This window comes from Herbaspirillum autotrophicum, from assembly GCF_001189915.1.
Lineage (GTDB): Bacteria > Pseudomonadota > Gammaproteobacteria > Burkholderiales > Burkholderiaceae_D > Herbaspirillum > Herbaspirillum autotrophicum.
The window spans coordinates 103,868-122,151 of record NZ_LFLS01000018.1 but is presented as its reverse complement, the minus strand read 5'-3'; the positions used below and the strand labels follow the sequence as shown (position 1 = coordinate 122,151).

Genomic DNA, 18,284 nt, shown 5'->3' with positions numbered 1-18,284 from the left:
CACACAAGGGCGGGCAAGATGTATTGGCGCAAGCGATGAGTGGCGTGATGGCGCGCAAGGCAGATGAAACCTTGCCAGTCTCCACCTATCCGACCGCGCTGGCTGATTACGCTACCGGCATGCATCTGGTGCAAGGCATCTTGCTGGCATTGCTGCACAAGAACCGGACCGGCGAAGGACAGAAAGTTTACGTGTCGCTGTACAACTCGATGCTGGCCATGCAAATGCAGGAAGCGGCGATGATCATGATGGATGATTCCGAGGTCAACTGGGCGGCGATGCCGTTGAGCGGGGTATTCGATACACAGGACGGGCCGCTGGTACTAGTCGGGGCCTTCAAGGAAAATCCCTTGCGCGATATTTGTGCGGCGCTGGAAATAGATGATTTGTCGCTGGATCCGCGCTTCACCAATTTGCAACAACAGTTTACCAACAAGCGGGCATTGCAAACCTTGTTCCGCCAGCGCTTCGTGACCAATTCCCGCGAACACTGGTTGCAGCGACTCGAAGCGCAAGACTTGCTGTGCGCACCGGTACGTGATTTACGGGAAGCTCTCAAGGATGAGCAGACCCATCATAACGGCATGATTCTGGAAGGCCAGTCGAATGGTCGCGCCCTCAGATTCATCGGTAGTCCGATCGGCATGTCCAAGGCCCAGGTCACGTTGCGGCGGCCACCGCCGATGTTGGGTCAACATACTGCGGAAGTGATGGCATTGGCGCGTGCGGCAACGACCGGAGTCACCTCATGACAGTGCAACTGGAAATTCGCGACCATGTGGCGACCGTCACGCTGAACAGACCGGAAGCAATGAATGCCGTCGATCTGGCAACCGAAGCCGAGTTGCAACGCATCTGGTCCGCCATCGAGAATGATCCCGAGGTACGGGTAGTAGTGCTGACCGGTGTCGGCGAGCGCGCCTTCTGCACCGGTGCCGATCTGAAAAATCCGAGCCTGTCGGGGCTGGAATACTGGGCCGCCTCCCGGCCTGGCGGCTTTGGCGGGATTGCCTTGCGGCAGACGCTGAACGTGCCGGTGATCGCCCGCGTCAATGGCTACGCCCTGGGCGGTGGATTCGAGATGGTGCTCGGCTGCGATATTGTGGTGGCCTGCGAAGAAGCCAGCTTCGGTTTGCCGGAACCGCGCGTGGGCCGCATGCCGCTCGATGGCGGCATGACCTTGCTGCAGCGGCAGATTCCGTTTCGCCAGGCCATGGGCATCATGCTGACCGGTCGCCGCGTGCGTGCCGCTGAAGCATTGAGCATGGGCTTGATCAATGAAGTGGTACCGCGTGCTGGACTGGATGCTGCGGTGGCGCGCTGGGTCAGCGATATTCTGGCTTGCGCGCCGTTGTCGGTACAAGCGATCAAGCAAGTGGTGCGGCACACCGCTGCGCTGTCGGCCAGTGAAGCGCAGGCACTGCGCCTGCCGGCACTGGTGCAGGCACTGCAATCGGAGGATGGCAATGAAGGCGTGCAGGCGTTTCAGCAAAAACGCGCGCCGCAGTGGCGGGGGCGCTGATGGCTTTTGTGATCGGCTCACCCTGCATCGATATCAAAGACGGCGCGTGCGCCGCGTGTTGTCCGGTGGATTGCATCTATCAGGGCGGGCGCATGTTTTACATCAATCCGGAAGAATGCATCAGCTGCGGCATCTGTGTTTCGGTGTGTCCGGTGGACGCGATTGAAGACGAGCTGGACATGGTTGCCGGCAAGGATGTGTTCATTGCCGTCAACCGCGACTTTTTCGGACCGCAGGTCAGTAATCTGCGCACGCCGGGCGGTGCCGAAAGTATCGGTGCGCTGAACTGCGATCATCCGCACGTCAGCGCCTATCCCGGGGCGGGATGAGGGCTCTGTCGCCGCCGTCCTTCTGTCGCCGTCGTTCTGCTCGTTAATCGCCGTCTCAACACCACTGCACCGGGGAGCACGTCATGCATGCCACCGTCTTGAAGTATTTTGTTGAAGTCGCCCGCTGTGGTTCGATACGCAAAGCAGCGCAGCATTTATTCGTCGCGTCCAGTGCCGTCAATCGCCAGATACTGAAGCTGGAAGAAGAACTCGGTTCCGAGCTGTTTGATCGTCTGCCCAACGGCATCAGATTGAATTCGGCGGGGGAGCGGGTATTGCAGCATGTGCAGTCAACCTTGCAGGATTTTCACGTGGTACGTACCGAGCTGGACGCCATCAAGGGCGAACGCAGCGGTCACATTTCGATTGCGGCGATGGATTCTTTATTCGTGGAATTCTTGCCTGCCGCAGTAGAAGAATTTTCCGGATTCTTCCCGGCGGTGACCTATTCCATTTTTGCCATGTCGCCGGGAGAGGTGCCGGAACGGGTAGCATCCGGAGAATTCGATATCGGCATTTGTTTTACCGGCAAGATTCCGGTGGGACTGGAAGTGGTGGCAAGCGCAGATTTTCCGCCCGGGGTGGTGATGGCAGCTTCGCATCCGCTGGCGTCGAAAGCGGAGATTTCCTATGCCGACTGCGCCGGTTATTCCTTCCTGACTTCCGGCGGCGTCTCGCCGTTTCACGGCGTGGTATCGAACGAGTTCACCGAGTTTCTCGATTCGCTCACCTCGCGCATCAGTTGCAATGCTACCGAGATGCTGAAACGCATGATCGTCGCTGGTCGCGGCATTTCGATTTTTTCTCAAATCGGCTTCATGCCGGAAATTGCCCGTGGGGAAGCGGTGTGGCGCCCGCTGGCGCAACCGGCGGTCAGGAAATTGCAGGTTGCCATCGTGATTCCCAGGCACCGGGCGCTCACGCATGTCACGCAGCAGTTCGTGGCGCGTCAGGTCAAACGATTGCGGCAACTTGAATTGACTTCACAGATGTACTGAACAACAAGGAGATCACATGCAGGATTTACGCAACAAGGTAGTGCTGGTGACCGGCGCCAGTTCCGGCATCGGCGCTGCCGCGGCCGAGGCATTTGGTGCCGCCGGCGCCAACGTCATTGTGCATTACCGGCATCGCCGCGAGCAGGCACAGATCGTGGTGGAGCGAATCAAATCCGGCGGCGGCATGGCGCTGGCATTGGCCGCCGATGTCACGGTCAGTGCGGAAGTCGATGGGCTGATTGCCGACATCAAACAGCGCTTCGGTCGCATCGACGTGCTGATCAATAACGCTGGCGGCTTTGTGCAACGGTCGCTGATTGTCGATGCCGATGATGACTACATCGATCAGGTATTCAGACTCAATGCCCGCTCAGTGGTGGCTGTCAGCCGCCGCGTGATTCCCCTGATGCAGCACAACGGCGGTGGTTGCATCATCAATGTCACCACGCAAGCAGCCCGTACCGGCGGCGGTCCCGGCGCCGGTTTGTATGCCGCATGCAAAGGATTTGTTTCGACGCTGACCCGCACCATGGCCAAGGAATTGGTAAAGGATCGCATACGCGTCAATGCCGTGGCGCCGGGTGTGATCGATACCGCGTTTCATGACGGTCACTCGAGCGCCGAGATGTTGCGCAATTTCAGCGCGGCGATTCCGATGGGGCGTCTTGGCACGGCGCAAGAATGTGCCGGCAGTTTTCTGTTTCTGGCGAGCGATACGGCCAGCTCCTATATCACCGGCCAGATTGTTGAAGTGAATGGGGGGCAGGTCATGCCATAGTTTTTTGCGGGCAGCCGGACAAGTAAAAAATGATCGTCTGCGGACGATCATTTTTTTATGATGTGCAGATGCTTGGGCGCCCCGTCATACTGACGTACCGGCAGAAAAATGCCGGACCTCGCAAGAGGCCCGGCGAATTATCCGGGTTGCCGGCAACCTTGCCATCCAATGCTGCCGGCCCCGGATATCAGGGAGCGATGTCGTATTGCGTCAGAAAATCTTGCGCAAGGCGAACTGTGTCGTGAACTGCGAACTGCCACCGGCCGCCGGCAACAAATTGATATTGGCAAATTTGGCATCGCCTGCGGCCCGCTGATATACCGACTGGATGTAGAAATCGGTCTGCTTGGAAAAGTGGTAAACGAAACCGAGATTGATCTGGTGATACTTCGGCTTGCTGTTGTTGGCATCCCAGCGGCCGGCGGTGTAGGTGTACGCGCCGCCCAACTGTATCGTCGGCGACAGCTCATATTGTGCATTCAATTCCAGATTCTGATATTTGGCATCACCTTTGGCCAGGAAGCTGTTGGGCAAGCGGGTATCGGTGTACAGCACGCCAAACTTGGCCAGGCCGACAGTGTAGGAAACACCGGCGCCGCCGACTTTCATTTTGTCTGCATATTGCAAACCGACGTAAGGCGAAGCGCCGTAACCGAAGGCACCGCTGATGCTGTTGGTCGCGGGGTTGCCGTCGTACACCGAGGTGATCGGATTGTTGACGTTCATATAGGCGGCGGCAAAATCCCAGGCGCCGGCATTGAAGCGTATGCCGCCGCTGAATGCACTGTTGGTGGCATTGTTGCCGGCGGCTTCGCCAAAGCTGTAGGCGCCGCCGAATACCAGGCCATTGATGTCGGGGCTGGTGTATTTGATGGCGTTGTTGAAGCGGAAGGTATTGTTGACGTTGTCGATATCGCCGAAGTGCGAACCGAGGCCGCCGGCCCAGGTGCGTCCGCCGGCCGAATGCGGCTGCAGATAGTCGACCACCGAGTCATACTGGCGGCCCAGCGTCAGCTTGCCGAGGCTGGTGGATTGCAGACCGACGAACGATTGCCGGCCGAACAGGCGACCGCCTTGCCCGAGTGCGCCGTTCTTCATGTTGAATCCGTTTTCCAGGGTGAACAGTGCCGCCATTCCGCCGCCAAGATCTTCTACGCCGCGAAAGCCGATGCGGTTCGGTGTGCCGCTGCTGGTTTCCAGTTTCGACAGACCGCCGCCGACGTCGTTGGTGTAACGCAGGCCAAGATCGGCAATGCCGTAAATGGTCGCGCTGCTTTGTGCATATCCCATGCCTGATACCGCGCCGAGCAAGCCCGCCGCCAATCGTAAACGTTTCATTTTTGTGTCTCCGGAGATTTATAGTTTTGGTTTGTTTTTTGTCTTGCGCGACCCATACTAGGGAAAAAGAAGTCTTTCAAATAGCATCGAATTTCTCTATGGGTGCGCCAAAATTTAGCTCGCCCGCGAGGCATCAGGGCCGCAGCAAACACAGGTGAAAACCATGCGGAGTTTGTGTAAAGGAAGGGGCAATAACGAGCGCCAGTGAAAGCAAATGCGTGCTGCCGAAAAATTCAGCCACAATGATGTGATTCGATTTGGCCGGTTCTCTTTTTCAGAAAGACGTTTGTCATGCACGCTACGGTATTGAAGTACTTTGTCGAGGTTGCGCGGTGCGGTTCGATTCGCAAGGCGGCACAGAATCTGTTCGTGGCATCGAGCGCGGTCAATCGCCAGATACTCAAACTGGAGCAGGAGTTGGGGACCGAATTGTTTGACCGCTTGCCCAATGGCACCCGGCTCAACGCGGCTGGTCAGCGCGTGCTGCAACATGTGCGCGCGACATTGCACGACTTCCACCTGGTGCGCACTGAACTGGATGCCATCAAAGGTGAGCGCACCGGGCACATTTCCATCGTCTCGATGGATTCGCTGTTTGTCGATTTTCTGCCGGTGGCAATCGAACAGTTTTCCGAACTCTATCCGGCCGTCACTTATGCCATGTTCGCCAAACCACCGAATGAAGTGCCGGAATGTGTCGCCAGCGGTGAGTTCGATATCGGCATTTGCTTTGCCAACAAACTCACGCCCAACGTTGATCTGGTTGCCAGTGTCGCCATGCCGCCGGGGGTGCTGATGCCGCCTTCGCATCCGCTGGCGGGCCAGGCCGCGATCAGTTATGCCGATTGTTCCCGCTACGCTTTTCTCACCTCGGGCGGCATTTCGCCGCTGGCCAGCGTGGCATCGGATGGTTTCAGTACCTTTTGGGATTCACTGTCGTCCCGCATCACCTGCAATTCGGCCACCATGATCAAACGCATGATCATCAGCGGGCAGGGGATAGCGATTCTTTCCAAGATCGCCTTTATGGCTGAACTGGAAAGCGGGGATGTGGTCTGGCGTCCGCTGGCGGCACCAGAAATCAACCAGTTGCGCACCGGGATTATCGTCTCGAAGCATCGGCAATTACCGTTCGTCGCGCAGCAATTCATCGACATTCAGGTACGCCGGCTCAAACAGCTTGAAGCATTGGCCGAGCGCTTCTGATTTCTACCCCTTCTATATAGAGGCAGTGTTCGCTGCCGTCAGCGCGCTTGCGTGCCGGCATTTTCCTGGCGCGGCTTGTTGCGGCAGTCGTCGCGGCCTGCTTTTCTGCTGCCGGGCATCCGAGTTTCGATCCAGGTCACGATTTCATCTGGTCATATTGATAACTTCTGTGCGGCACTGACCCACCATCCCGGTGCGATTACGCATCGTCGTGGTTCGTGCCACTGACGGTTTTGCGTTTCATTGGTGAGAAAAATCGGAAAAATGTGGCAAAACAGCCGCATTTTGCATGGCACATGAATTGCATACCCTCTATTTTGATTCATATATAAAACAGTGGTCCGTATACGAAACAGAAAGTACTATCCTTTTGGAGAATATCTGTTATATTCCAATCGAATATCTTTCATATTTGGTTTAGCGGTTTATATATGAGACAAATGGCGGTTGTCTTGCGAACTCCGGTGCAATCGGTGAAGCAGGGCGGAAAGGCCGCTGTAATGGGTACGAAGGTACCTACAATAACCAGCCAGAGGCATCATGATCGAAATCGAATTTCGCAACGTCGGCAAGAGTTTTGTCGATCGGCAGACATCCCAGGCGCGGGCTGCTGTCACCAACGTCAATCTTTCCATTCGCAGCGGTGAAGTGGTTTCCATCATCGGTCCTTCGGGCTGCGGCAAAAGCACCTTGCTCAACATGGGCGCCGGTCTGTACCTGCCAACCGAAGGCGAAGTGTTCGTCAGCGGTCAGAAGGTCACCAAGCCGGTACGCAAAGTGGCCTTCATGTTGCAGAAGGATTTGCTGATGCCGTGGCGCGATATTCGCGCCAACGTTTCGCTGGGTCTGGAAATCGACGGCGTCTCTGCTGCCGAACGCAAGCGCGTCGCCGACGAACTGCTGGCGCGCTGCCATCTCAAGGGTTTCGAAGAACACTATCCGTATCAGTTGTCCGGCGGCATGCGCCAGCGTGCTGCGCTGGCGCGCACGCTGGCGGTGGATCCGCAAGTGCTGCTGCTCGATGAGCCTTTCTCGGCACTCGATGCGCAAACCAAGATGGTGTTGCAACAGGATCTGGCCCGGATGCTGTACGAAAAAAAGAAAACCGCATTGTTTATCACGCATGACCTGGTGGAAGCGATTGCCTTGTCGGATCGCCTGCTGGTGATGAGTGAACGTCCCGGCACCATCGTCGAAGAAATCATCGTTGATCTGCCATTCCGCAATAACCCGCTGGAACGTCGCAAGCTGCCGGAAATCGGCCCGCTGCAAGGACGTCTGATGGAATTGCTGAAGGTAGGAAAAGAATCTGTCGAATTGCATTAAAGGCTGCTCGAAACGCCTGCCGGCCTGAACTCGTCGGGCTTAGTCAACCACCGAACCACAGGAGTGAAACCAGAATGAACAAACTGCTCACCAAGATCTGCTGTCAACTGGCGCTGGCCGCCGCTGTCATCCCCGCAGTTGCGCATGCCGCACCGGAAGAAGTTACCTATCTGTTGCCGGCGCCAACCAATTCGCCGGCGTTCGCGCCGTGGGTGCTGGCGCAGCACAAGGGCTATTACGCTGATGAAAATCTGAAGATCAGCTTCATCGTTGCCAAGGGCGGCGTCGACGTCGCCAAACAGATCGGTGCCGGTAACGCCATCATCGGCGGCGCCATCGGCGATACCCCGATCGTGGTCCGTGCCAATGGTATTCCGGTCAAGGCCATCGCGGTACTCGGTGCCGGTTCGGTGACCATGGTTGCCGCCAACGCAGCCGAAAACATCAAGTCGCTCAAGGATCTCAAGGGCAAGACCGTGACGGTCATGTCGTACACCGACACTACTTATTACGCTTTCCTCGGCAATCTGCGCACGGTCGGTCTGAGCAAGAACGACGTCCAGATTCAGGCCGCCGGCCCATCCGGCGTGTGGCAGGTATTCACCGCTGGCAAGGCTTCGGCATTTGCCGGTGTGCCGGAATGGGTCACCAACGCCACGGATGCCGGCGCCAAGGTGGAGTTGCTGGAAACCGGCGGCTTCAAGAGCATGGCGCAGGCAATTCTGGCTTCCGACGAAACCATCAAGACCAAACCTGAATTGCTCAAGCGTCTGGTGCGCGCCACCCTGCGCGGCATGGAAGACATCATGAAGGATCCGAAGGCAGCGGCTGCCGCTTACGTGGAAGCATTGCCCGCCTACAAGGGCAAGGAAGCCAGCATCGAAGCGACCTTCAACATGTACAAGAAATACGTCTACGCCAACCAGAAGGTACTCGGTCAGATCGATGCCAAGCGCATGGAAAGCGTTCAGCAGTTCTATGTCAGCGAAGGCATCGTGACCAAGGCAACACCGGTCAATGAACTGTTCACCAATCAATTCGTCGGAACCGCACGATAATGGAAACCACAACTAACGTGAGCAGCCTCGGCTCACCCGTCAGCGCGGTATCGGTGCCGCGGCGGCCGATGCTGAGCGAAAAGACGCGCACCGTCTGCGGCAGCCTGGTACTGCTGGTGATCTTTCTGGTGCTGTGGCAATGGGGCCCGGGCTGGCTCGGCATGCCGGAATACATCTTGCCGAATCTGTCGCGCGTATTGCGCGAATCGGTGGTGATGTGGAACAACAGCGATTTGCTGACCCACTTCGGCATTACCGCACTGGAAGTGGTATTCGGCTTCCTGTTCGGTGCCTTGCTCGGTCTGGGCGTCGGCGTCGCACTGGGTTTGTCGCCCCGCGCCGAAGCCATGTTGTCGCCGTACATCCTGGCCTTGCAGATCGCACCGAAAGTCGCATTCGCACCGCTGTTCGTGATGTGGCTCGGTTACACCATCTATCCGAAGATCATCGTCGCTGTCCTGATCGTATTTTTCCCGATCATGATCAACGTCCTGTCCGCCATTCGCACGGTCGATCCTGACATGGTCAATCTGGTGCGCACGCTGAATGCCGGTCGCTGGCAAATCTTCCGTCTGGTGGAATTCCGTTCGGCGATGCCGGCCTTGTTCTCCGGTTTGCGTATTGCGTCCACCTTGTCGGTGATCGGCGTAACGGTCGGTGAACTGGTCGGTGGCAACCAAGGCCTTGGTTATCTGCTGGTAGATGGCGAAGGCCAGGGCAACACGGCCGCAGTATTCGTCGCCATTTGCGCGCTGACCCTGATCGGTATCGTCACTTACGGTCTGGTGGTGTGGGCCGAACGCCGGGTATTGCACTACATGCCCAAAGCGGCAACCAGCACGGTTTAACGGGGCACCGACATGAGCAATCAATTATTGGCAGGACGCCGGGTATTCGTTACCGGTGCGGCACGCGGACTCGGACTGGCATTCGTCACGGCGATTGCCGAAGCCGGCGCCAGTGTGGCAATGGCCGATATCTTGCAAGAGACATTGACCCAATCGGTAACCGGCTTGCAGCAACGCGGCCTGAAGGTCGAAGGCTTTGCACTCGACCTGGCAGATCCGCAATCGGTCAAGCAATGTGCCGCCGCTGCCATCGACTGGCTGGGCGGACTGGATGGTCTGGTCAACAACGCCGCCGTCACCAACTCCGGCGGCCGCACTTCCGAAGAACTGGAAGTGGACATGTGGGATCTGGTCATGAATGTCAACGTCCGTGGCACCTGGCTCATGACCAATGCCTGTCTGCCGGCATTGCGCGCATCGGGTCGCGGCAGCATCGTCAATCTGTCGTCGGATACGCCGCTGTGGGGCGCGCCGAACCTGTTGGCCTATGTCGCCAGCAAGAGTGCAGTGATCGGCATGACGCGCTCGCTGGCACGCGAACTCGGTGGCGACAACATCACCGTCAATGCGGTGGCGCCGGGCCTGACGCTGGTGGAAGCGACTGCTTATGTACCGCAGGCGCGCCATCAGACCTATCACGACCGCCGTGCGATTCAGCGTGAACAGTTGCCGCAGGATGTGTGCGGTGCAGTGGTGTTTGCCTTATCCGACATGTCCCGCTTCTATACCGGACAAGTGATGGCCGTCAATGGCGGCTTCGTCATGAACTGATGTCTTACCTGTCTTATTTCTGAGAGAAAGCAAGGAGAAAACGATGACTGATTTATCCGAACAACAGAACGTCAAGCGCAGCTGGGATCAAGCCGAAGGCAGCAGCTTCAGCGAATGGATGGATACCCGTGTCGCACGCTTTTCCAGCCGCAAGTATGACTGGGACGCGCTGAAGTTCCAGGCTGACTACGATCCGAAATTCCGTCGCGCGCAAATGCGCTACATCGGCACCGGCGGCACCGGTGTTACCAACGACAGCAGCGTGATTCCATCGGAACATTTCACCTTTTCCACCATGATCATTCCGGCCGGTCACGAAGGCCCGCCGCACCTGCACGTGGATGTCGAAGAAGTGTTCTTCGTGCTGCGCGGCAAGCTCAAGCTGGTATTGGAAAAAGATGGCGAACGTTACGAAACCATCCTGACCGACCGTGATGTGGTGTCGATTCCGCCCGGCGTCTATCGCGAGGAAATCAATATCGGTGAAGAAGATGCACTGATGTGCGTGATGCTGGGAGCGAAGAAGCCGGTGACCCCGACTTACCCGGCCGATCATCCGCTGGCCAAGATCAAACGCGGTTGAGATGAGCATGACCGATTCCCTGTTGCAGACGGATGACATGAGCGCCGCCAGCCGCTTGCTCGACGCCGGCTTTGCCGAACGCAGCGTCAGCGTCGGCGACGCCATGGTGTCGTATCGTCAGTGCGGCAGCGGACCGGTCATCGTGTTGTTGCATGGTATCGGTTCGGGCGCGGCATCGTGGTTGCATTGCGGCATGGAACTGGGACGCGAAGCGCAAGTGGTGGCATGGAATGCACCCGGTTACGGCAACTCCACCGGCTTGCCGATGGCGCAGCCGAGCGCCGCCGATTATGCCGTTCGTCTGGAGCAGTTTCTGGCGGCACTCGGCATTCAGGAATGTCTGCTGGTCGGACACTCGCTGGGCGCGATGATGGCAGCGGCGTATGTCGCCGCCGGCCGGCGACGTGTTGCGCAACTGTTGTTGCTCAGTCCGGCACAGGGTTATGGCAGCGAAGCATTGCGTGAACGCGGCGCCACCATTGCCAGTGAACGCTTGCAGGCACTGGCCGCACTGGGGCCGCAAGGCATGGCGCAAAACAGTAGCGGTCGCATGTTGTCGCCGCAGGCAGGCGAAGCGGCCCGCGCCATGGTGCGCTGGAACATGGCGCGCCTCAATCCGGACGGCTACACACAGGCGGTGCACATGTTGTGCGGCGATGACATCCACCGTTACGTGCCGGCAGCAGTGCCCGCTGCGGTATATTGCGGCGCAGCCGACGTCGTTACCACGCCGCAGGCAAGCAGCACGCTGGCAGAGGCATTCCATTTGCCGTTCGGTCTGATCGACGCCGCAGGTCATGCCTGTTACGTGGAACAACCGGCAGCAGTGGCAGCGGTGATACGTCAACATCTTAAACAACTTTTCCAAGACTAGATCATGAACAAACCAGAACAGCCAGAAGAAGAATCCCAGGAAAAATATCTCGTGCCCGGACTGGAGCGCGGATTGCGTCTGCTGTGTGAATTCAGCCGCCAGGACAAGAGCCTGTCGGCGCCGGAACTGGCGCGTCGCCTGGATGTGCCGCGTTCCACCGTATTTCGCTTGCTGGCCACGCTGGAACGCATGGGCTTTGTCGAGCGCAACGAAGGTGGTCGCGACTATCGCCTCGGCATGGCGGTATTGCGTCTCGGCTTCGAATATCTGGCATCGCTGGAACTGACCGAAATCGGTCGCCCGTTGCTGGATCGTCTGCGCGATCAGATTTCCTATCCGTGCAACCTGGTGGTGCGCGATGGCCGCTCGATCGTGTATGTCGCCAAATCGGTGACGCCAACCGCGTTCGTCAGCTCGGTCAATGTCGGTACCCGTTTGCCGGCGCACGCCACCGTACTCGGCCGCGTCCTGCTGGAAGATCTGTCGCTGCCGGAATTGCGCGCCCTGTATCCGGAAGAACATCTGGAAGTGTTCTCCAGCAATACGCCGAAGACCGTGGTCGAACTGTTCGACATGGTGCAACAAGATAAACAGCGTGGTTATGTCTTGCAGGAAGGTTTCTTCGAAACCAGCATTTCCACCATCGCCGCGCCGGTCCGCGATCATTCCGGTCGCGTAGTGGCTGCCATGGGCGCCACCATCCCGTCGCCGCATATCGATGCCGGCCAGTTGGATCAGATCGTCGGTCTGGTTCGCGAAACCGCAGACGAATTGTCGCGTCTGCTTGACCATGCTCCGGAAAGCGCCGGTGCCAAGGTCGTCAACATGTGGCGGGAGTAATCAGCATGATCCGACTCGATACCAAGGTTGCGGTGGTTACCGGCGGTTCGTCCGGCATTGGCCTGGCAACGGTGGAACTGTTGCTGGAAGCCGGCGCTGCAGTGGCCTTTTGCGGCCGCAGCCAGGAACGTCTGCGTGCAGTGGAAGCGACACTGCGCGAGCGTTTCCCGCAAGCGCGTCTGTATTGCGCCACCTGCGATGTGCTGGATCAGGCGCAGGTGCAAGCCTTCGCCCACGCGGTGGAACAGCAGCTCGGCCCGGTATCGATGTTGGTCAACAACGCCGGGCAAGGCCGGGTATCGACTTTTGCCGATACCGAAGATGCCGCCTGGGCTGACGAACTGCGTCTCAAATTCTTTTCCGTGATTTATCCGACCCGGGCCTTCCTGCCACAACTGCAACGCACGAGCGAGGCGGCGGTGGTGTGCGTCAATTCGCTGCTGGCGATCCAGCCCGAACCGCACATGGTAGCCACCTCGGCCGCGCGCGCCGGGCTCCACAACCTGGTGCGCTCGCTGGCCACAGAATTCAGCCCGCTGGGCATTCGCGTCAACGGCATCCTGATCGGACTGGTCGAGTCCGGTCAATGGCGCCGGCGCTACGAAGCGCGTACCGAGCGCGAGCAGTCCTGGGAGCAATGGACGCAAGCGCTGGCGCAAAAAAAACATATTCAACTCGGCCGTTTGGGCCACCCACTGGAAGCCGCTCGCGCAATCGTCTTTCTCGCGACGCCGCTTTCGTCGTACACAACTGGTAGTCATATAGATGTTTCCGGAGGACTTTCACGCCATGCCTAAGCAAAATCAAGTTACCGTCGGCTGCGCCATCGCAGCTTTTCTCGAACAATGCAATGTCAAGGCAGCGTTTGGTGTCATTTCGATCCACAACATGCCGATCCTTGACGCCTTCGGCGAGCGCGGCAAGATCCGTTTCATTCCGGCGCGCGGCGAAGCCGGCGGTGCCAACATGGCCGATTCGTATGCACGTACCACCGGCGGTCTCGGGGTTTGCCTGACCAGCACCGGTACCGCAGCCGGCAACGCTGCCGGCGCCATGGTCGAAGCATTGACCGCCGGTACGCCATTGCTGCATCTGACCGGCCAGATTGAAACGCCGTACCTCGATCAAAGCCTGGCGTACATCCACGAAGCGCCGGACCAGTTGAGCATGCTCAAGGCCGTGTCCAAAGCCGCGTTCCGGATTCGCAGCACCGATACCGCCATCAGCACCATCAAGCTGGCGGTACAAACCGCACTGACGCCGCCGATGGGTCCGGTCAGCGTGGAAATTCCAATCGACATCCAGGCTGCCCTGATTCCGATGCCATCCGATTTGCGACCGCTGGAAATTCCGGTGCAGACGCCATCGGCACACGCGCTCGATGAACTGGCAAAACGCTTGCTCAAGGCCAAACGGCCATTGCTGTGGCTCGGCGGCGGTGCACGTCAGGCCAGCAAGCAGGTCAAGCGGTTGCTCGATCTCGGCTTCGGCGTGGTCACCAGCACCCAGGGTCGCGGCATTGTGCCGGAAGATGAACCACGTTCGCTGGGCGCCTTCAATCTGCACAAGCCGGTAGAGAATTTTTACCAGACGTGCGACGCCATCGTGGTGGTCGGCTCGCGTCTGCGCGGTAACGAAACACTGAAGTACGAACTCAAATTGCCGCGTCCTCTGTATCGCATCGATGCCGATCCGTCCGCCGAAGGCCGTTGCTATAACAGTGACCACTTTGTCTGCGGCGATGCGGCGCTGGCGCTCGAAGGTCTGGCAAATCGCTTGCAGGCGATGCAAGTCGATCCGTCGTTCATCGGCGATTTGCAGGCAGCACGCGAGAAAGCCGTAGCCGGCCTGATCGATGGCCTCGGTCCATACAGCGCGCTGGTCGAGCAAGTGCAAAAAGCGGCCGGTCGCAAGTTCAACTGGGTGCGTGACGTTACCGTATCCAACAGTACCTGGGGCAACCGTTATCTGCGCATTTTCGATCCGCTGGCCGGCGTGCACGCACTCGGCGGCGGTATCGGTCAGGGTCTGGCGATGGGTATCGGTGCTGCGGTCGGTGCTGCGGTGACGGCCTCGGGCAAGAAGACGTTCTGCCTGGCCGGCGACGGCGGTTTCATCCTCAACCTGGGTGAGCTGGCGACGGCGGTGCAAGAACGCGCCGACATGGTCATCGTGCTGATGAACGACAAGGGTTACGGCGTGATCAAGAATATTCAAGACGTGCAATACGGCGGTCGTCGTCACTACGTCGATCTGCACACACCGGATTACGCCCAATTGTCGGCTTCGCTCAAACTGCGTCACGCCCGTATCAGCAATCTGGCCGATGTCGAAGCCGGACTGCAAACAGCTTTGTCCGAACCCGGACCGTTCCTGCTGGAAATCGACATGCTGTCGATCGGCAGTTTCAAGACGGCATTCGCCGGTCCGCCGGTGACGGAAGAAGCGGCAGCCAAAGCGGCCGAAAAATCTGCCGTCACGACAAGCTGAGGAGAACTACATGCTGCATGTTTCGATGATTGGCTGCGGAGCGATCGGTATCGGCGTGATGGAGTTGCTCAAGAGCGACCCGGAAGTCACGTTCGATCTGATCATCGTGCCCGAAGCGCATATGGAATCGGCGCGCACTGCGGTGTCGGCACTGGCGCCGCAAGCGCGGGTGGTGGATCGCCTCAATGCGCAAGACCGGCATCCGGACTTGCTGGTTGAATGCGCCGGTCACCATGCGATTGAAGAACACATCATCCCGGCCTTGCAGCGTGGCATTCCTTGTATGGTGGTGTCGATTGGTGCGTTGTCGGAACCGGGTCTGGTGGAACGGCTGGAAGCAGCAGCGCGCGCCGGCAAGACCCAAGTGCAATTGCTGTCAGGTGCCATCGGCGCCATTGACGCCCTGTCGGCGGCGCGTGTCGGTGGTCTGGACTCGGTGGTGTACACCGGACGCAAACCACCGGGCGCATGGAAAGATACGCCGGCCGATGGTCCGTTCGATCTCGATCACCTGCAAACCGCGACCGTGATTTTCGAAGGCACTGCGCGCGAAGCGGCGCGACTCTATCCGAAGAATGCCAACGTCGCTGCCACCTTGTCGCTGGCCGGTCTCGGACTGGACCATACGCAAGTGCGTTTGCTGGCCGATCCGGCAGTCACCGAAAACGTGCATCACGTGGAAGCCAAAGGCGCATTCGGCGGTTTTGAATTGACCATGCGCGGCAAGCCGCTCGCGGCCAATCCGAAAACCTCGGCGCTGACCGTGTTCAGTGTGGTGCGGGCACTCGCCAATCGCGCTCACGCCTTATCCATTTAAGTGAAGACAGACATGAATCCAAACGACACTTTGCAGATTTGCGTGGCCGGCAACTGGCGTCTCGGCCAGGGTGACCGCTATGCCAGTCTTTATCCGGCGACCGGTGAACCGATTGCCTGGCTCAATGCCGCCAGCGTGGCGGACGTGGAAGAAGCCATCGTCGGTGCCGACCTGGCGTTTCGTACCAGCGGCTGGGCGCAGCGCAAACCGCATGAGCGCGCCGCCGTGTTGTACCGCGTGGCACAACTGATCCGTGAGCGTTCGGAAGTGCTGGCGCAACGGCAGCGTCTCGACAACGGCAAACCGATCAGCGAAACGCGTGGACTGGTCGCCAGCGCCGCCGCCACGTTTCAGTTTTTTGCCGCCGCGTGCGAAACGCTGGAAGAAACCATCACGCCGATGCGTGGCGATAACCTGACCATGAGCGTGTATGAAGCCATGGGCGTGGTAGCCGCGATTACGCCATGGAATTCACCGATTGCCAGCGAAGCACAGAAGATGGCGCCGGCGTTGGCGGCAGGCAATGCGGTGGTGGTCAAGCCGGCGGAAGTCACGCCGCTGATGGCGCTGGAACTGGCACGCATCTGCGATGAAGCCGGTGTGCCGAAAGGCTTGATCAGCGTGTTGCCGGGCAAGGGTTCGGTGATCGGCGATGCGATTACATTGCATCCGCTGGTGCGACGCGTGTCGTTCACCGGCGGTACCACTACCGGCAAACATATCGCGCATATCGCAGCGGACAAGATGATGCCGGTGTCGCTTGAACTCGGCGGCAAATCGCCGACCATGGTGTTCGAAGATGCCGATCTGGATCATGCAGTGGCCGGTGTGTTGTACGGCATTTTCAGTTCCTCGGGTGAATCCTGTATTGCAGGCTCGCGCTTGTTTGTGGCGCGCGGCATTTACGACACCTTCATGGAACGTCTGGCCGCCGGTGCCGCGGCACTGCGCGTTGGCGATCCGGCCGATGAGCGCACCCAGGTCGGCCCGCTGATCACTGCCCGTCATCGTGATTCGATTGAATCGTATGTGTCGATGGGCGTGGCTGACGGCGGCCGCATTCGTACCGGTGGCACACGTCTTGCTGGCGATGTCTTTGCGCGCGGCTATTACTACTCGCCGACCATCATCGAAGGCGTCACCAACGATCAGCGCATCTGCCAGGAAGAAATTTTCGGACCGGTGCTGGTGGCGATGCCATTCGACAATGAACAGGATTTGATCGCGCAAGCCAACGACAGCGTATATGCATTGGCAGCCGGTATCTGGACCCGCGATTACAAGAAGGCATGGCGTTTCGGGCGTGCGGTGCAAGCCGGCAATGTCTGGATCAACACCTACAAGCAATTCTCGATTTCGACACCGTTCGGCGGCTGGCGTGACAGCGGTCTGGGACGTGAAAAGGGACGCCTCGGCATTCTGCAATACATGGAGCAGAAGAGCATGTACTGGGGCTTGAACGAACAACCGTTGCCGTGGAGCGCCTGAGCGGATCACATCGGCCGCAGCAGCTTCCATTCAATGTAGTACCAGGAGAACAGCATGGATGTATTGGGTATTGATGAAATCACGTATGGCGCAGATGATCTGCCGGCGTGCAAAAAGTTTTTTTCCGACTGGGGCATGACGCTGGTGCAAGACAGCGATGCCGCACTGGTATTTGAAACCCAGAACGGCTGCCGCGTGATCGTCCGCCGCAGTGATGATCCGGCGTTGCCGCCAGCCATCGAAGCCGGTCCGACGTTGCGTGAAGTGGTGTGGGGCGTATCCGCCACCGACGTGCTGGAACGTTTTGCCTTGCGCATTGCCGGTTTGCCCGGTTTCGTGAATGACGGCCAGCGTCTCGGCTGTACCGATCCGAATGGTCTGGCAGTGCGCTTCCAGGTCACGCGCAAGCGCGAGATTGAAGTCGAGTGCGCCGAGATGAATACCTGGAATGAAAAGAACCGCATCAATCAGCGCAGCCCGGTGTATGACCGCGCCACGCCGATTGAAGTCGGCCACGTGGTGTTCTTCGTCAAGGATGTGCAAGCCTGCGAACGCTTCTACTGCGAAAACTTCGGTTTCGTGCCTTCCGATCACTATCCGGGTCGCGGCGCATTCCTGCGTTGCGCTGCCGATGGCGGTCATCACGACATCTTCTTGCTGCAACCGCCGGAAGCACGTTCCGGCCTCAATCACGTGGCATTTACCGTGCGCGACATCCACGAAGTCTTCGGCGGCGGCATGAACATGTCGCGTCAGGGCTGGGATACCCAGCTCGGCCCGGGACGGCATCCGATTTCGTCAGCCTATTTCTGGTATTTCAAGAATCCGGCCGGCGGCCTGATCGAGTATTACGCCGACGAAGATCAGCTCAATGAAGCGTGGGAGCCGCGTGATTTCGAGCCGGGTCCGACCGTGTTTGCCGAGTGGGCAATTGACGGTGGTATCGATGGCAACACCCGTCGCCAGAAAAATGCCGACGGTCCAAGCGGCAAGTTCCTGACCGATCGCAAATCCTGAA

The 18,284-nt window shown here is 58.7% G+C and carries 19 protein-coding genes; 18 read left to right on the top strand and 1 reads right to left on the bottom strand.

Going from position 1 to position 18,284, the window contains the following annotated elements; genetic code table 11:
* The 5 genes from AKL27_RS15365 to AKL27_RS15345 form a co-directional block, all read left to right on the top strand.
* Positions 1 to 752, top strand: a 752-nt coding sequence (locus AKL27_RS15365; protein ID WP_198155981.1) for a CoA transferase, incomplete at its 5' end; no start/stop codon positions are given.
* Complete coding sequence (locus tag AKL27_RS15360) at positions 749 to 1,522, top strand: enoyl-CoA hydratase-related protein (RefSeq protein WP_050463723.1); 774 nt, start codon at positions 749 to 751, stop codon at positions 1,520 to 1,522. The genes AKL27_RS15365 and AKL27_RS15360, both read left to right, overlap by 4 nt.
* On the top strand, positions 1,522 to 1,851 hold the full coding sequence (locus AKL27_RS15355; protein WP_050463722.1) for an indolepyruvate ferredoxin oxidoreductase subunit alpha: 330 nt from the start codon (positions 1,522 to 1,524) through the stop codon (positions 1,849 to 1,851). The genes AKL27_RS15360 and AKL27_RS15355 overlap by 1 nt, the downstream gene beginning before the upstream one ends.
* Before the next feature lie 83 nt (positions 1,852 to 1,934).
* The gene (locus AKL27_RS15350) at positions 1,935 to 2,849 is read left to right on the top strand and encodes a LysR family transcriptional regulator (RefSeq protein WP_050463721.1); all 915 of its coding nucleotides are present in this window, start codon (positions 1,935 to 1,937) and stop codon (positions 2,847 to 2,849) included.
* A gap of 16 nt (positions 2,850 to 2,865) precedes the next feature.
* Positions 2,866 to 3,627, top strand: a complete 762-nt coding sequence (locus tag AKL27_RS15345; RefSeq protein WP_050463720.1) for an SDR family NAD(P)-dependent oxidoreductase — start codon at positions 2,866 to 2,868, stop codon at positions 3,625 to 3,627.
* Between the two features lie 210 nt (positions 3,628 to 3,837).
* On the opposite strand, the gene AKL27_RS15340 is transcribed toward AKL27_RS15345, so the two are convergent.
* Positions 3,838 to 4,965 carry a porin gene (locus AKL27_RS15340; RefSeq protein WP_050463719.1) on the bottom strand — a complete coding sequence of 376 codons (1,128 nt, stop codon included), beginning with the start codon at positions 4,963 to 4,965 and terminating at the stop codon, positions 3,838 to 3,840.
* 291 nt (positions 4,966 to 5,256) lie between these two features.
* On the opposite strand from AKL27_RS15340, the gene AKL27_RS15335 reads away from it, so the two are divergent.
* From AKL27_RS15335 to AKL27_RS15275, 13 genes are all read left to right on the top strand, one after another.
* Positions 5,257 to 6,171 (top strand): LysR family transcriptional regulator, encoded by a 915-nt coding sequence (locus tag AKL27_RS15335; RefSeq protein WP_050463718.1) that lies wholly within the window; start codon positions 5,257 to 5,259, stop codon positions 6,169 to 6,171.
* Between the two features lie 540 nt (positions 6,172 to 6,711).
* Complete coding sequence (locus AKL27_RS15330; RefSeq protein WP_050463717.1) at positions 6,712 to 7,497, top strand: ABC transporter ATP-binding protein; 786 nt, start codon at positions 6,712 to 6,714, stop codon at positions 7,495 to 7,497.
* A gap of 74 nt (positions 7,498 to 7,571) precedes the next feature.
* On the top strand, positions 7,572 to 8,555 hold the full coding sequence (locus tag AKL27_RS15325) for an ABC transporter substrate-binding protein (protein WP_050463716.1): 984 nt from the start codon (positions 7,572 to 7,574) through the stop codon (positions 8,553 to 8,555).
* Complete coding sequence (locus AKL27_RS15320; protein ID WP_050463715.1) at positions 8,555 to 9,403, top strand: ABC transporter permease; 849 nt, start codon at positions 8,555 to 8,557, stop codon at positions 9,401 to 9,403. Before AKL27_RS15325 ends, AKL27_RS15320 begins: the two co-directional genes overlap by 1 nt.
* 12 nt (positions 9,404 to 9,415) lie before the next feature.
* The gene (locus AKL27_RS15315; RefSeq protein WP_050463714.1) at positions 9,416 to 10,174 is read left to right on the top strand and encodes an SDR family oxidoreductase; all 759 of its coding nucleotides are present in this window, start codon (positions 9,416 to 9,418) and stop codon (positions 10,172 to 10,174) included.
* A 43-nt stretch (positions 10,175 to 10,217) separates the two neighbouring features.
* Positions 10,218 to 10,757, top strand: a complete 540-nt coding sequence (locus tag AKL27_RS15310; RefSeq protein ID WP_050463713.1) for a cupin domain-containing protein — start codon at positions 10,218 to 10,220, stop codon at positions 10,755 to 10,757.
* Position 10,758: 1 nt separating this feature from the next.
* Positions 10,759 to 11,631, top strand: coding sequence for an alpha/beta fold hydrolase (locus AKL27_RS15305; RefSeq protein WP_050463712.1), 873 nt, complete (start codon positions 10,759 to 10,761; stop codon positions 11,629 to 11,631).
* A gap of 3 nt (positions 11,632 to 11,634) precedes the next feature.
* Positions 11,635 to 12,471 carry an IclR family transcriptional regulator gene (locus tag AKL27_RS15300; RefSeq protein WP_050463711.1) on the top strand — a complete coding sequence of 279 codons (837 nt, stop codon included), beginning with the start codon at positions 11,635 to 11,637 and terminating at the stop codon, positions 12,469 to 12,471.
* A gap of 5 nt (positions 12,472 to 12,476) precedes the next feature.
* On the top strand, positions 12,477 to 13,268 hold the full coding sequence (locus tag AKL27_RS15295) for an SDR family oxidoreductase (RefSeq protein WP_157056940.1): 792 nt from the start codon (positions 12,477 to 12,479) through the stop codon (positions 13,266 to 13,268).
* Positions 13,261 to 14,961, top strand: coding sequence for a thiamine pyrophosphate-binding protein (locus AKL27_RS15290; protein ID WP_050463710.1), 1,701 nt, complete (start codon positions 13,261 to 13,263; stop codon positions 14,959 to 14,961). The genes AKL27_RS15295 and AKL27_RS15290 overlap by 8 nt, the downstream gene beginning before the upstream one ends.
* A 10-nt stretch (positions 14,962 to 14,971) precedes the next feature.
* On the top strand, positions 14,972 to 15,778 hold the full coding sequence (locus AKL27_RS15285) for an aspartate dehydrogenase (protein ID WP_050463709.1): 807 nt from the start codon (positions 14,972 to 14,974) through the stop codon (positions 15,776 to 15,778).
* Between the two features lie 12 nt (positions 15,779 to 15,790).
* The gene (locus AKL27_RS15280) at positions 15,791 to 17,266 is read left to right on the top strand and encodes an aldehyde dehydrogenase (RefSeq protein WP_050463708.1); all 1,476 of its coding nucleotides are present in this window, start codon (positions 15,791 to 15,793) and stop codon (positions 17,264 to 17,266) included.
* A gap of 54 nt (positions 17,267 to 17,320) precedes the next feature.
* Complete coding sequence (locus AKL27_RS15275) at positions 17,321 to 18,283, top strand: VOC family protein (protein ID WP_050463707.1); 963 nt, start codon at positions 17,321 to 17,323, stop codon at positions 18,281 to 18,283.
* Position 18,284 lies beyond the last annotated feature (1 nt).

What these genes read in the sequence shown, in the direction of transcription:
- AKL27_RS15330 (WP_050463717.1), top strand. Translation starts at nt 6,712, where the DNA reads ATGATCGAAATCGAATTTCGCAACGTCGGCAAGAGTTTTGTCGATCGG.
- AKL27_RS15345 (WP_050463720.1), top strand. Translation starts at nt 2,866, where the DNA reads ATGCAGGATTTACGCAACAAGGTAGTGCTGGTGACCGGCGCCAGTTCC.
- AKL27_RS15300 (WP_050463711.1), top strand. Translation starts at nt 11,635, where the DNA reads ATGAACAAACCAGAACAGCCAGAAGAAGAATCCCAGGAAAAATATCTC.
- AKL27_RS15275 (WP_050463707.1), top strand. Translation starts at nt 17,321, where the DNA reads ATGGATGTATTGGGTATTGATGAAATCACGTATGGCGCAGATGATCTG.
- AKL27_RS15340 (WP_050463719.1), bottom strand. Translation starts at nt 4,965, where the DNA reads ATGAAACGTTTACGATTGGCGGCGGGCTTGCTCGGCGCGGTATCAGGC.
- AKL27_RS15310 (WP_050463713.1), top strand. Translation starts at nt 10,218, where the DNA reads ATGACTGATTTATCCGAACAACAGAACGTCAAGCGCAGCTGGGATCAA.
- AKL27_RS15355 (WP_050463722.1), top strand. Translation starts at nt 1,522, where the DNA reads ATGGCTTTTGTGATCGGCTCACCCTGCATCGATATCAAAGACGGCGCG.
- AKL27_RS15350 (WP_050463721.1), top strand. Translation starts at nt 1,935, where the DNA reads ATGCATGCCACCGTCTTGAAGTATTTTGTTGAAGTCGCCCGCTGTGGT.
- AKL27_RS15280 (WP_050463708.1), top strand. Translation starts at nt 15,791, where the DNA reads ATGAATCCAAACGACACTTTGCAGATTTGCGTGGCCGGCAACTGGCGT.
- AKL27_RS15285 (WP_050463709.1), top strand. Translation starts at nt 14,972, where the DNA reads ATGCTGCATGTTTCGATGATTGGCTGCGGAGCGATCGGTATCGGCGTG.
- AKL27_RS15315 (WP_050463714.1), top strand. Translation starts at nt 9,416, where the DNA reads ATGAGCAATCAATTATTGGCAGGACGCCGGGTATTCGTTACCGGTGCG.
- AKL27_RS15335 (WP_050463718.1), top strand. Translation starts at nt 5,257, where the DNA reads ATGCACGCTACGGTATTGAAGTACTTTGTCGAGGTTGCGCGGTGCGGT.
- AKL27_RS15320 (WP_050463715.1), top strand. Translation starts at nt 8,555, where the DNA reads ATGGAAACCACAACTAACGTGAGCAGCCTCGGCTCACCCGTCAGCGCG.
- AKL27_RS15295 (WP_157056940.1), top strand. Translation starts at nt 12,477, where the DNA reads ATGATCCGACTCGATACCAAGGTTGCGGTGGTTACCGGCGGTTCGTCC.
- AKL27_RS15305 (WP_050463712.1), top strand. Translation starts at nt 10,759, where the DNA reads ATGAGCATGACCGATTCCCTGTTGCAGACGGATGACATGAGCGCCGCC.
- AKL27_RS15325 (WP_050463716.1), top strand. Translation starts at nt 7,572, where the DNA reads ATGAACAAACTGCTCACCAAGATCTGCTGTCAACTGGCGCTGGCCGCC.
- AKL27_RS15360 (WP_050463723.1), top strand. Translation starts at nt 749, where the DNA reads ATGACAGTGCAACTGGAAATTCGCGACCATGTGGCGACCGTCACGCTG.
- AKL27_RS15290 (WP_050463710.1), top strand. Translation starts at nt 13,261, where the DNA reads ATGCCTAAGCAAAATCAAGTTACCGTCGGCTGCGCCATCGCAGCTTTT.